Raw genomic sequence first — 12698 nt, 5'->3', positions numbered from 1 at the left:
ACATGGAAATTCTGTAGGGAGGCAAAGCAATTGCTGTACCAGAGTGCAGGAAGGCGCGTAAATAAAGGGCGAGAGGCTCATTTGGGGGCGCAGGGCGAAGAGAGTGGCGCACCAGGGACAGGCAAATCGGGTGCGTTGTGCTCGCCAATGGTGCGCGTGTTTCAGGGTGGAACAGGGATGCCCCAGGCCGGTGATTGCGACCCGGGGTGGTGCATGGGTCGGGAATCAGCGTTTCTGGTCCCGCACCATTTCGGTCAGTTCCCGCAGCTGGTCCTGCACCTCCACCAGTCGCCGGGCCATCTCGTCCCGCTCGGCGTGGGCCTTCTGGGCCTGCTTGGCGTTCTGCTCCTCGCTCATCACCTCTAGAATGGCCCCCACCATCATGTTCAGGAACACGAAGGCGGTCAGGAAGATAAAGGTCAGGTAGTACAGCCAGCTCAGGGGGTAGCTCTCCATGGTGGCGTACATGACGTCGGTCCAGTCCTCAAAGGTGGCCACCCGGAACAGGGTGAGCATGGCCACCGCCACGTCTCCCCAGAGGGTCTTGTCGACCTCGGCAAAGAACATGGCGCCCATGGCGGCATAGATATAGAAGATGATGAACATCAGCAGGGCGATGTAGCCCATGCGGGGTATCGCCTTGAGCAGGGAGTTGATCAGGAACCGCAGCTCCGGCACCACCGACACCAGGCGCAGCACCCGGAATACCCGTAACAGCCGTCCCAGCAGCACGGCTTCGGAATTGTCCAGCGGGATCAGGCTGCCGATCACCACCAGCGTATCGAACAGGTTCCAGCCATCCAGCAGAAAGCGTTTCTTATCCTGGTGGACGCCGAAGCGGAACAGGATCTCCACCAGGAAGAACAGGGTAATGCCGCTGTCCAGCACCGCCAGCGCATCGGCGAACAGCGGCGGGATGTCGTAGGTTTTGGCGCCGATAGTGAGGGCCGACAGAATGATGATGGCGATCACCGTGCCCTGGAACACCTTGCTCGCCTCAATGCGGCGCAACTGCTCCAGTGCCGAGTAACGGGTCAATTCTGAGGACATGGGGGATTGATGCTCCTGTCGCGTGTCCGGAACGGGGAATAGGTTTTCTTCGGGAGCCCGATTCTAATCCTCAATCACCGGCGAGGGTAGCGCTCAGGGTCAGGATGGCCTGCCATTCGGATTCACTGACCGGCATTACCGAGAGCCGGTTGCCCTTGCGCACCAGGGGCAGTTCCGCCAACTCCGGCAGCGCCTTGAGCCGGTCGAGAGAAATCAGGGTCGGCAGCTTCTTTACGAACTGCATGTCCACCGCCTGCCAGCGGGGACTGTCCGGTGAACTCCTGGCATCGAAGTAGCTGGAGTCCGGGTCGAACTGCAGCGGATCGGGGTAGGCCGCCTTTGCCACCTTGACGATACCGGCGATGCCGATGTGTTTGCAGCTGGAGTGATAGAGGAGGACCTCGTCGCCTTCGCGCATCTGCGCCAGGAAGTTGCGGGCCTGGTAGTTACGGACGCCGTCCCAGGGGATCACGGTGGCCGGGTCACGGGCAAAGTCGTCGATCCCGCATTCCGAGGGCTCGGACTTGATCAGCCATTTCGCCATGGTGGTGCTCCCCATCAAGTTGTCCTTGCGTTGCGCAACGACCTTTCATTGTAACCAAAAGGCCCCTGCGGCGAAGTGTCACTGCGAATTCGGCGTTTCTTACTGGGTGACTGCCGAGAGTGGCCGGAAGTTGATCTCGGTCAGCCGCCGTCGGGGCGGGCTTGGGTAGTATGGTGGCAGGATAGGGAGAGATCCAGGCTAAATGGCGGGACGCGTTCAGATATAAGAAGAGATGCAGTTTTTATGTCCACGCCCGAACAATCCAGCCAGGGCTTTGAGATGTTTCCCTGGAACAGCCATTTCGAGACCGGCATTGAGCTGATCGATCAGCAACACCGCAAGCTGGTGGCGATCCTCAATCGTCTGGGACGGCGGTTCACCGGTGCTGACGACATCCAGTTCCATGCCCTGTTGCAGGACTTGCTGGATTATACCCACTACCACTTCAGTGCCGAGGAACAGATCTGGCAGAAGCATTTCCGGGGCCAGCCCCTGTTTCAGGGGCATCATCAGGCCCACGAACTGTTCTTTCAGCAGGTTCAGGCCTATTGGCGCGCCGAAGAGGGCGGTGAGCAGGATATCGAGGGCCTGCTGGATTTCCTGACCCGGTGGCTGGCCTTCCATATCCTCGAATCGGATCGTCGAATGGCACTAATGGTCAAGGGCCTGGAGAACGGGCTGGATATCGAGCAGGCCAGGAGCCAGGCCGATGACCAGCTCAGCGGGCCGGTGGCGGTGATGGTCCAGGCCCTGCTGGAGACCTACGGCAAGCTCTCCAGCAATGCCGTGGAACTGATCCGGGAAAAGGCCGCTCGACAGCGGGCCGAGGCGGAAGTGCGGGTGCTCAGGAAGCAGCTTGACCACAGGGGCGCTCCCGACTGACTCACCCCCATACAGTGAGCAGGGCACCAACCCCCAGTACCGCCGCGCCGCCAACTTCCGCCACAATCAGGCTCGCCATGAACACCGGCGTCACCCAGGACGGCAGGGCGCGTTTGCCCAGACGGTGAGGCTTGCGCAGCTGGTTGCTGGTGTCATCCAGCAGGCCGTGGATGATGTAGGTGGTGATGGCAAAGGCGAAGAACGCCAACGCGGCGATCGCCGCCAGGGTATCGACCAGGTCCGTGAACACGCTGAGGCGGGCAAAGAAGGCCAGCAGCAGGGCGGCAAAGGCGTACATCAACGAACTGCGGTGGGCGACGTTGACGTAGACCGGGGCACTGGCATTGGCACTGGTGGCCATGCAACGGTACTTCAAGATGCCGGTCAGCAGACCGGTCATGAAGAACACAAAGGCGGCGGTGATGCAGAGTTTCTCGGCCAGGCCCATGACGAATTTTCCTTGTTGGCTAGGGACTGGCCGATGCTAACCGATTCATTGCGGAAGGTCTTTCTCACTCGTGACGGGTTGTCACGGTCAGATTGGTAAGGCGGGTTTTGCTATGCCTGCTTCATTCTGACTAGTGACCCGTCACCAGGGGCGGCTAGGCTGGCGCAGGGCCTCCTGACACTCCGGGGTGTTGTCGAAGGGGCAGCCAAACTGCATTGGTTCCGAGCTGTCTACGCCGAGCGCTTTGGACTTCCCGGAACCACTCGACAACAGTGACTTTTTGGCCGCACCAGCGGCCAACCGAAAAGCCATGAGCGAGGGCTCCTCCTTCGTCAGCCTCGGCGGGCTGTCAGGCACTCTCAGCCGTATCGGCGCTTACCAAGCACCCGCGGAGTGCAAAGCTGGCTGCTGATCATGGGAAGGGCGTCTCTGATTACTAACTCGTGGTTTTGGTGGGAGGGATTTGATCTGATGGCTAAGGCGCCGGCGTAGTTATCCGCGGGCTTAAATTGCCGGAATGACCATTCACCAGGGACGCCCCCCTGTTGCGGAGTCCACCGAACTGCCGTCCGCTCCTGTCCGGCAAGCTGCAAGCTGAAGCTGTTCAGGGGAATGGTCAGGCCCATTCCGCGGGCCTTGAGATAGGCTTCCTTCAGGGTCCAGAACTCAAAGAATCGTTCACAGAAGCGAGCCGGTGCTGCCGCTTGCAGCTGTAGGTACTCTCGCTCGGAAAGCACGCGCTGGGCCAGTTGGTGTGTGGCAATCTCTGGGTTGAGCCGCTCGATATCGAGGCCGATGTCCTGGCCATGGGCGATTGCCAGCCCGATCAAATCCCCTGAGTGAGAGATGTTGAAGGTCAGTGGGTAGGGAAGCTGTTCCGGTGCGATGGCAGGTTTGCCGTGGGCATTCTGCGTAAATTGCAGACTGGCTGGGGTAACAGGCTTGATGTAGTCAGAGAGTACCGTACGGGCCAGTGCTCGGGTGATCAGGAATCGCTGACGGTCTTGCTCAAGCGCCAACCGTAAATATCTTTCGATCTCGCTTTTGCTCAGTAGATCCAGCAATCGAATTGGCTTGTGGTGGCTTTTGAATTCGTTGATCGAAACAAGCCAGATATGCAGCTGATTGGGGGAGATTCGGGGCGTCATCGTTCTTTTAGGCTGCCTTGCCCTGGGGCAGAGTCCGGTTTGGCGGGTGGATGGAAGCGATTCAGATAAGGCACACCCACTCCCCGCTGCATGGCAGAGTGGGTGTGCCTTGGTGCCTAGGCGAGCCTAATGACGTGGCCAACCAGTTTGGAGATGCCTGAAAAGACGTCTGCCAGGCTGGCATCGTCATCCATATAGGCCGGTGTTGAGACGACTTTATTACTCTCGTCGACCACGCACTCCGAGGTTGCGCAGACCTCGTGTTTGGCACCCAGTTTTTCGAGCTCGCCGGCGATGCCTTCTTCGTTGCCGATGGTGAGGGTTGGGTGGTCATCGCCAATGGAAAGGGCGACCAGGGCTGGGGCGATACAGACTGCGCCGATGGGCTTGCCCGCCGCCTTAAAGTCCCGGATTCTTGTGACAACTTGCTCATCCACCGAAGCGCCGCTGCCATGGAAAAGGAACGAACACATATTCTTGGCGACGCCCAGACCGCCGGGAATCACCAGGGCGTCGAAGTCGTTTTCGTTCAGGTTGACCAGATCTTCGATTTTGCCACGGGCAATCCGTGCTGATTCTTCAAGAACGTTTCTCGTGGCTCCTGTGACCTCGTCACCTTTGAGATGATCAACCACATGGTATTGGGTTTTATTGGGGGCAAAGATTTTATACTGTGCACCTTCGGAATCCAGGGCCAGCAGGGTAAGCACGGATTCCCTGATTTCGGCCCCGTCCAGGTAACCACAACCGGATAAGATAACGGCGACATTCTTCATATTATGGTCCTTCCAAGCTTCGTTGCGTCCAATGTTCAAGCGGTTCCATGCTAGTTGGGTGAAGCTCTTCCGGAAACGTGGAATACCGTCAACTTTTTGCCTTAATCATGCATTCGTGTTTTTCGGAGTTCGGTTGGCGTAATGCCAAACAGCTGCTTGAACCGGCTGGTAAACTGCGATTGGGAATAATATCCGCACTTTTCTGATATCAGCCCGATAGGGTCCATGGTGGTTTGCACCAAGTGAAGTCCACGCCCGAGTTTGACCCGGTCCTTGATCGCCTGAATGCTGGTTCCTTCTGCTTTCAATCGTCGTCGCAGGGTCGATTCGCTGACCGCCAGTTCTGCGGCCAGGCGATCGACACCAACATCATCGGGAAGGTTCTCACTGATCAGGTCATATATCCGGTGGCCGAGACTGGGAGGCTCTGCAATCGTCAGTATGTCCTCGTATCCCGACTGGTAGATAATCTGGAGCAGTTCCCGTTTCCGGAAATGCCAGGCCTCCGGTGGTGCGAACGTTGACCATTCCATGTATTGAAGCAACGTTCTTTCCAACACCGAATCGATGTCCCCCAGGAAGTACTGTTTGGAAATGTGCTTGCTTCTCTTGAACTGGTCGAAGTCGTTGTAATCAAACTCGATCAAGACGGCGAAATACTCCTCGTTTTCAGGAATATTTCTCATATCGATGGTGGGGCTGTTGGACAGGAAAATGAAGTTGCCCATTGGGCAGGTGACGCCATTTCCCTTGCCCAGGCGCTTGGTTCCACTCAGGACGAAGATCAAGAGGGGCTTCATGACAGGCACGTTTAGAATGCGCTGCTCTTTGAACGACGAATACACTGAAAACGGTAATTGGTTGTTTTCACCCAGCGTAGTCTTGGCTGAACTGATTAAGTGTTGCATAGGTCTACTGATATTCGGGCGTTTTTCAGGCTGCAGGCGGACAACCGCACCGTGCTTATTCTGCCTTGGGGTCCCCTGGAATGAAATGCCGGACAAGGGGTAAGGCGCACCTGTTGGGCCCATTTTTCAAACACTGTGAACTCTATGCTGTTACGAACACCTCCACGGTAAAGCCTTGGCCAAGTCACGGGGTTATTCCCAGCACTGTGGCCAAGGCTGTTCACGCCGGCCGAGCGGGCGTCCGCTTACGAAGCGGGTAGCGCCTCGGACCCGGCGGGCGACTGTGGCGCTTCCGCGTCCCGCCTCGCAACGTCCACAATGGCCGCAATTTCCTGAATGTTTTGAGCGGCCACGATGTCCGGCACCGGCAACCTGATTTTATGGTCAGGGGTTGAGAACTCGCTCTCCAGCGTATTGGTAAACTGGACGATGCCCAGCGACGCCAGACCGCACTCAGCGAGGCTCCACTCAGGTTGCGCTTCCAGGCCGGTCACCCGCTGGACGATGAGCAGAATCTCGGTGGTCGTGTCCTTTGCCAACGGTTTGCCAGTCGCTGTTCCCTTGATGGTGTTCGCCACCAAGTTAAAGCCGCGTCTTAGTGAGGGTTCCAGAGGCTGGACCAGCTTCGAGAACAGGACAACCAAGCCAACCACATAGAAGTACTCATACCATTCCACCGGAACCGGTTGCGGGCTGAACCAGTAGAACGCCTTTTGATCGCTCCACCAGTTCCACCACTCGCCGTTGCGGGTGATGGCGTAGTACCACTGACCGACCATTTGGTGGAACAGGAAGCAGGCATAGGCGGTGGGCGCGAGCACTTGAGACAACGGGCTGAATCGCAGCATTCTCGCCGTCACCCCCTGTCCGGTGCTAAGCGCAAAGATCCAGAGCAGGGTGATGGGCGCAAACAAGCGCGCGTAGATGTTGTCCCAGATCCGGTTGACGGTTGCCGGGTCTGCGAAAGTATCTGCGGCCTCGGGACGCATAAAGAACGGCTCGAGGGATACGCCAGATGCCTCGGTGCCTTGCGGGAAGTACCCCTGAGCGACATGGGCCACACTCACCAGGATCATGAGCACAGTGATGGTGTCCGCAACGTAGCCCCAGACGCGGGCCCGAAGTTGTTCCGCCGGACGGATGGCGTCGTACAGAAAGGCCGCGCACATTCCTGCGACGAAGTAGACCATCCAGAATGGGGCAAACAGGTAGAACCCGAGAATGACGGCATTGTCCTCGCCGGCCGCTTCCATCTGGGCATCGGCAGGCACCGCCGGATCACCGGTTAACGGATCGAAGAAGCCATACCCTGTGGCATCTATCGCATAGCCGTACCAGAACGCCAATACGATGAGCACGTTGAGCCCGAGCCCTGCCACCGTCCAGAGCAGTAAACGCTTGGTCTGGCCCCGATTCTTGTAGAGCGCATTGTAAAGGTACGGAAAGACGATCAGGCACTGGAAATACATCGAGATGAACCAGAGATAGAATCCGAGCCACCAGGAGGCCCCCCAGAGCGGCGTGGCTTGCAGCCCGGCCAGGTGGATTGCCAGGGTTGAGAAGATGTTGGCGATCCAGGAGTCCTGAAGCAGAGGCGTGCCCTGACACAAGCCCCCTTCAACCCCTCCCAGCTGAGCCCATTGAAAGGCGGAGGAGAAGGTGGAAGGTTGGCAGGTTACCAGGATATGGGCTAGCCCGATAAACACCGCCAAAGCATACAGTGGGTACATGCCCCAGATTCGGGCTGAGATGAAGGACAGTTTGTTCTTGATCAGCGATGGCATGAATACCACCAATGTGAATCCTGCCAGTGCGAAAAAGCTGTGCACATGCCAGGGAAACTGCCGCAGGTTCGAGAAGGCATCCCAGGATTCATTCGAGCCGATGTGCATAAACATCACGTAACAGGCAAGCACAAACCGGAAACCGGCCAGGGCCGACCAATCCACTTTCGGCTTATCCCCCAGATCCGCCGAGGCAACTGCGGCTGAGCCATGGAAGTCCGCGGGCGCGGTCGAGGGAGTATCGTCGAACCCTCCGGACCTCCCGGAGGGGCGGGGGGCAGGCGGGACCGATGTCGTTACCGGCTGCTCGGCGTCGCGAGATGTCACTCCCAAGGCGTCCGCCAATCCGTTACGGATAATCTTTCGGCTGGCGGTTCTTGGCAGATCCTCGTTCGCCACGAGTTTCCAGTACGCAGGGAATTTGAAGGGAGCAAGCCCTTTTTGCCGGAGTAGCGTTCTCAGTTCGTTGACGACTTTCTGCTGGGTCACCTGTCCGGAAAAGGACGGTTCCAGGACCAGTGCACAACCCACTTCTTCCCCATAGATGTCAGACGGCACCGAGAAGCACACCGCGGTGGCAATGCCGGGGTGCTGGGTCAGCAGCTCTTCCACTTCCGCCGGCGCAATCTGCTCGCCGCCTCGTTTGATGAGCTCCTTGATTCGCCCGCTGAGGGTGAGTGTGCCATTGGCATCCATCCTGCCCAGGTCGCCCGTCAGGAACCAGGTGTGCAGTTGTCCGTCCTGATGGGATCTCATCAAAAAGCGAGACTGCTGGTTCGCTAGCGGGTTGTCCCTGTAGCCTTCGAAAACGGTGGGCCCTGAAATGGCAATTTCGCCCTCGGCACCGAAGGGGAGGGGGCGCAGCGTGACCGGATCAACCACGGCCATCGAGGCCGCCACTGGCACACCGACCGAACCCGGTTGTTGCTGCCAGCCGGCTCCGTCTCTGGGAGGCTGCGAGATCGGCATCTGCTCCGACATGCTGTAGGTGGTCACCACGTCGCATCCGTAAACCGTCTCCAGCACCTGGCGATCCGGCTCCTTGAGGGCGGCCGCACCGGACCGGATCAGGCGAAGGCTGTGGTGCTGCCACTTGCCGTCCTGGTCCAGATAGGTCTCGGCGTTGTCGCGGAGGTATCGGGCGGTGGCGGTGTGGATGGTCGGTACCGCCGAGTACCAGGTGGGTCGGGGCACCGAGTTCGTCAGCGCTTCCACCATGCCCTGCGGGGTGTAGGCGCCATCGCAGGTGACCGAAGCGCCCGCGGCGACACTGCACAGGATGGACGCACTGAGCCCGCCAATATGGTCCAGGGGCATGACGCTGTAGGTCACATCGCTGGCGCTAAGCCCGATACCATCCGCCAGGATGGCGCCGTTCAGCACCAGGTCTCGTTGTCGCAGCGGCACCACCTTGGGAACGGAGGTGGTGCCGGAGGTGCGCAGTAACAGGCAGGTGGCGGTTGGCGGGTTCGTCAGCGCCGGCAGCTTCTGAAAGTCTTCCAGCGAGTCCCGATAGTGGAATAGTCCGGGGGAGGACGCCGGAGTATGGAAGGCATGATGGAGGCGGGCATTCCCACCACTCACGTAACGTTCAATCGCGGCCTGCACCCCCGGAGCGGAAACGCCGTCGAACAGCACCATGTGTTTTACCCCAAACTGCTCGAGCGCCAGCAGCGCCTCGGCTTCGGTCATGGTGGGGGCGAACGGAACCGCGCAGGTCTGGGCCGCAATCGAAAGAAACGCGGCCGCGGCGACGGCACTCCCGCCGGGAGGGGCGAGGTAGGCGACCACCTCTCCATCCTGCACGCCGAGCCGACGGAGGTCGCCGTCGCCTCCGGGTTGGCAGAACGCGAGCATCTGACCGTAAGTGGTCCGCACATCGGGGTCCTGTTCGCGGGCCAACCGGAACAGGGGGGCATCGGCGGGCTGAGCCGCCAGCATGTCGACGATGGTGTCCGGTACCTGCTCCGTCTCCAGCCTGACGGCTGCGACCTGAACGTCCGGTGCCACAGCGCGTGCGCTGAGGCTGCTGGATTGCTTCCACTTTATCTGGTTGGGTGTAGCCGGAAACTCTTCGAGTTCGATCGGGGCCCCGAGAAAGCAAGCGCGTACACGATCGGCTATTGCTGAGTCGTCGGGCTGGAGTCGGTTGATTTCATGGCCATCTGCCAGGTAGTGGACGTGGGTGCTTGCCGAGTTCAGGGAGAGTGCGAGGGATTCGGACCACGGTTTGAAGTCGTCCTGGCGACCAATGAGGTGAATGCTCTGAAACCCAGGGGCTGAATCGGAAGTTGGCTTCAGGCCTGCGTTCGCACGCAGCTGGGACAGGGAGAGAGGGGCGCCGGCACAGGCAATGATGGCCACCCGAAACAGCGGTCCCTCCTGAAGGGCCGGAACCAGGGCACCATCCATCCGGGCCTGCAGGGCGGAGCTCAACGCCTCGTCCTGGGGGAGGCCATTGATGAGGCTGGCAATCACGCCGCCCTGGCTGAAGCCGAAGACGCCATCAAATGGGCCTTCGTTCTGCACAATCGTAAGCACATTCTGAATCGCCTCACAGACAGCCTGGAGCAAACTGTCGCCGCCGGATTCAGCTCCGCCTGCTCCCCGCGGGAGCCACGAATACCAGGGTCCGGAGACCAGCCCTTCGATTGCTGCCAGTCCGGGCCCTGGACTGGCGACCGGGAACGGCCCGTTGGCGTAAACGATGTCATACTCAGAGGCTGATAACCCCAGGTTCTCCAGTTGTAATTTCGTGACATTGGCATTACTGCCGCTTCCATGAAGTGCCAGAATTCTGGGTCTGGCACCAGATCCTTCTAATACGCTCACGTCCCTTTTCCTCTAAACAGGAGTTCAATTTAACTTGGTCTTAAGTACTGGTCTTCGTTAAGCACATTCAGCTCCCCCATTTCCAGGCAATAGGTCGCCCTGAAATAAGCGACATCGCCCGAAAATGAAAAAAGGTATTAGTATTGTTGTGTAAACTGCGATAGTGCACGTTGTGGAGGCGACGCTGTCATTTGCAGCTCAAATAACAATGTCTTGCGTCGTGCACTATGTTGTCGCTCTGACTTTCCCGGTTTGGCACTCACCAAAGCACGTTAGCTGGTGAGTGGGGTTGTATGCGGTGCGGATAGCTTGAGAAAGTCAAAAGGGGAAGGTCAGGATTAATCTCGCTTATAGAGCGCTTCAATGGTGCTGGAAGCCAGCGAATGAGCGCGCACCATATAACCCGTCAGGGCACCGGAGGCATCTTCAGGCAACTCCAGCTTTTGTGACAGGGCATGCACGGTGAACTGATAGCGGTGTACCCCATGCCCCTTGGGCGGACAGGCTCCCCCGAATCCCGGGACGCCGTAATCGTTCTTGATGTTGATGCTGCCAGAGGGCGTGAGATCCTTGCTGAGATCCCCTGCGCCAGCGGCCAAGGTGGTCACGTCCTTCGGGATGTTGACCAGCTGCCAGTGCCACCAGCCACTACCCGTGGGGGCATCGGGGTCATAGACCTGGATCGCAAACGCTTCCGTCCCTTCGGGCGCGCCAGTCCAGGACAGTTGTGGTGACAAGTTGCCGCCGTTGCATCCAAATCCCTGGAATTCCTGGGTATCGGCCATGAAATCCCCATGGGAGATATCGGTGCTTGTCAGCTGAAGTGAGTCTGCCAGGGCGGAGCCCGACAGGGCTACGGATAGGGTTAAAGCTGAATTTATTAATAACTTGCGCATAGTTACCTCCGAGTCCATTGGTTTGACGCAGGTGTATGCTAAGTCTTTCGTTCCAGAAAAATAGTTGGATATCCGTCAACTTTTAGCCGGAATCAATCACCAAGCGGTCTCAGGCTGCGCGGGGTCATGCTTGTTGGCGCACCACTCTTCAGGAAGGCACTCTCAGTAAATGCCTGGGCAAGAGCTGGGGTATAGGGGGGGAGGGGCATCGGTGTTGGGGCATTGCGGCTTGGTGTGCGCCGCAGAGTCTTGCATCGAATCGCGTCCTGGCGGGCGTTGGCTGCTATTCTGTCAGTGTCTTGCGAGCCCAACGATCACTCCCTATTCAATCCTGCGAGGAGGCTTTATGGTTACCTACCTGTATTGGTTGATTGTTATTGCCCTGGTGTGTGGCGCCCTGTTCGGTATCGGCATGCGGCTGGGACAGTGGAAACCCGCGCTGATCCTGGCCGCCGTCATCGCTCTGGTCGGCACCACGGCCTATTACTTCTGGTTGCAGCAGATCTTCGTAAAGCGCTACGGCGGCGTGATGAGCATTACTATTCCGCAAGGGCTACAGCACATTGGCTCCACCTGGAAAGGAGACAACCTGTGGATTGAGGACTACAACCCGGAAACCAACGAATGCATTTTCCGGGAATACTCCCGGGGCGATCTGCTGCAAGGCCGTGTGGTGCTGAAGAACTGCCATCCCCTGGGCGCCCGAAGCACAGCTCCTGCAGCCACCACCGCCGAGTAGACCCCATGATCCAGAGCCAGGCGTTAGAGATAGAGGAACGATCATGACAGTCAAGCGTATGGATAATGTGGGTATCGTTGTTGAGGACATCGACACCGCTGGACTTCCCCCAGTTTAGTGGACACGCATCGATAACTCCGCAGGACTTCCAATAAAGAGCCCCTATGCCAATCCCATCCCCAGTCCCGGAACACTCCTATCTAGGCGCCTACCAATCCTCCGGAGCCTTCACCGATTGCTACACGTTGACGGTACAAGGAACCATCACCTTGTCTGAATTGGTAGAGGCCTTCTACACGACACCTCTTTTCAAAGTCGAGCGGTGGCTATTGGCAAAGGCGTTAGGGTTTCCATCTACTGACGATCAGGCCCGGCAACTTGCACGTAACGAAGCCGGCCACTTTTCGGCCTGGGAAGTCGAGCAACGGTCGGATTCAGAGATCCTCCTAAGGGTTGGCCAGACCCGCTCCTGGCTCAGTGTTGCATCTCCAACCACAGCCCCGGCGTCGACCATGCTCTACTTTGGCTCGGCGGTGGTGCCCAAGCGCGCAGATGGCAAGTTCGGTTTGGCCTTTCATGCGCTCGGCGGTTTCCACCGTCTCTATTCCAAGCTGCTGTTGGCGTCGGCATCCAAGCGAATCGCAAAGGTTAAGCGTTAGGCCTGTCGAGCAGGAGGGCGCAGTTCTTGTTG

At 58.6% G+C, this 12698-nt stretch carries 11 protein-coding genes; 3 read left to right on the top strand and 8 right to left on the bottom strand.

Annotated elements, in window-relative coordinates; translation table 11 throughout:
• Positions 1-225 precede the first annotated feature (225 nt).
• Together R3175_RS05260 and R3175_RS05255 are read right to left on the bottom strand one after the other, a co-directional pair.
• Positions 226-1050 (bottom strand): ion transporter, encoded by an 825-nt coding sequence (locus tag R3175_RS05260; RefSeq protein WP_318942824.1) that lies wholly within the window; start codon positions 1048-1050, stop codon positions 226-228.
• A gap of 70 nt (positions 1051-1120) precedes the next feature.
• The gene (locus R3175_RS05255; RefSeq protein ID WP_318942823.1) at positions 1121-1594 is read right to left on the bottom strand and encodes an EVE domain-containing protein; all 474 of its coding nucleotides are present in this window, start codon (positions 1592-1594) and stop codon (positions 1121-1123) included.
• A 243-nt stretch (positions 1595-1837) separates the two neighbouring features.
• On the opposite strand from R3175_RS05255, the gene R3175_RS05250 reads away from it, so the two are divergent.
• A complete protein-coding gene (locus tag R3175_RS05250) occupies positions 1838-2476 on the top strand; it encodes a bacteriohemerythrin (protein WP_318942822.1) in 639 nt (212 codons plus the stop codon).
• A gap of 1 nt (position 2477) precedes the next feature.
• On the opposite strand, the gene R3175_RS05245 is transcribed toward R3175_RS05250, so the two are convergent.
• From R3175_RS05245 to R3175_RS05220, 6 genes are all read right to left on the bottom strand, one after another.
• A complete protein-coding gene (locus R3175_RS05245) occupies positions 2478-2924 on the bottom strand; it encodes a hypothetical protein (RefSeq protein WP_318942821.1) in 447 nt (148 codons plus the stop codon).
• 359 nt (positions 2925-3283) lie between these two features.
• A complete protein-coding gene (locus R3175_RS05240) occupies positions 3284-4072 on the bottom strand; it encodes a 4'-phosphopantetheinyl transferase family protein (RefSeq protein WP_318942820.1) in 789 nt (262 codons plus the stop codon).
• 116 nt (positions 4073-4188) lie between these two features.
• Entirely contained in the window at positions 4189-4848 is a 660-nt protein-coding gene (elbB, locus tag R3175_RS05235; protein ID WP_318942819.1) for an isoprenoid biosynthesis glyoxalase ElbB, read from the bottom strand.
• A gap of 101 nt (positions 4849-4949) precedes the next feature.
• The gene (locus tag R3175_RS05230; RefSeq protein WP_318942818.1) at positions 4950-5852 is read right to left on the bottom strand and encodes an AraC family transcriptional regulator; all 903 of its coding nucleotides are present in this window, start codon (positions 5850-5852) and stop codon (positions 4950-4952) included.
• A gap of 149 nt (positions 5853-6001) precedes the next feature.
• Positions 6002-10372 carry an AMP-binding protein gene (locus R3175_RS05225; RefSeq protein WP_318942817.1) on the bottom strand — a complete coding sequence of 1457 codons (4371 nt, stop codon included), beginning with the start codon at positions 10370-10372 and terminating at the stop codon, positions 6002-6004.
• A 338-nt stretch (positions 10373-10710) separates the two neighbouring features.
• Positions 10711-11157, bottom strand: a complete 447-nt coding sequence (locus R3175_RS05220; RefSeq protein WP_413231731.1) for a YbhB/YbcL family Raf kinase inhibitor-like protein — start codon at positions 11155-11157, stop codon at positions 10711-10713.
• Between the two features lie 457 nt (positions 11158-11614).
• On the opposite strand from R3175_RS05220, the gene R3175_RS05215 reads away from it, so the two are divergent.
• Together R3175_RS05215 and R3175_RS05210 are read left to right on the top strand one after the other, a co-directional pair.
• Entirely contained in the window at positions 11615-12007 is a 393-nt protein-coding gene (locus tag R3175_RS05215) for a hypothetical protein (RefSeq protein WP_318942815.1), read from the top strand.
• A 269-nt stretch (positions 12008-12276) separates the two neighbouring features.
• Positions 12277-12666: a hypothetical protein gene (locus tag R3175_RS05210; RefSeq protein WP_318942814.1), complete on the top strand. Its 390-nt coding sequence runs from the start codon at positions 12277-12279 to the stop codon at positions 12664-12666.
• The last annotated feature ends 32 nt before the right edge of the window (positions 12667-12698 follow it).

Origin of the sequence: Marinobacter sp. (genome assembly GCF_033722735.1) — a bacterium.
GTDB lineage: Bacteria > Pseudomonadota > Gammaproteobacteria > Pseudomonadales > Oleiphilaceae > Marinobacter.
This window is presented reverse-complemented; position numbering and strand designations above follow the sequence as displayed.

Bases quoted from the DNA above. Each gene is read 5' to 3' on its own strand.
- R3175_RS05260 (WP_318942824.1), bottom strand. From the start codon at position 1,050: ATGTCCTCAGAATTGACCCGTTACTCGGCACTGGAGCAGTTGCGCCGC.
- R3175_RS05240 (WP_318942820.1), bottom strand. From the start codon at position 4,072: ATGACGCCCCGAATCTCCCCCAATCAGCTGCATATCTGGCTTGTTTCG.
- R3175_RS05220 (WP_413231731.1), bottom strand. From the start codon at position 11,157: ATGGCCGATACCCAGGAATTCCAGGGATTTGGATGCAACGGCGGCAAC.
- R3175_RS05250 (WP_318942822.1), top strand. From the start codon at position 1,838: ATGTCCACGCCCGAACAATCCAGCCAGGGCTTTGAGATGTTTCCCTGG.
- R3175_RS05255 (WP_318942823.1), bottom strand. From the start codon at position 1,594: ATGGCGAAATGGCTGATCAAGTCCGAGCCCTCGGAATGCGGGATCGAC.
- R3175_RS05245 (WP_318942821.1), bottom strand. From the start codon at position 2,924: ATGGGCCTGGCCGAGAAACTCTGCATCACCGCCGCCTTTGTGTTCTTC.
- elbB (WP_318942819.1), bottom strand. From the start codon at position 4,848: ATGAAGAATGTCGCCGTTATCTTATCCGGTTGTGGTTACCTGGACGGG.
- R3175_RS05215 (WP_318942815.1), top strand. From the start codon at position 11,615: ATGGTTACCTACCTGTATTGGTTGATTGTTATTGCCCTGGTGTGTGGC.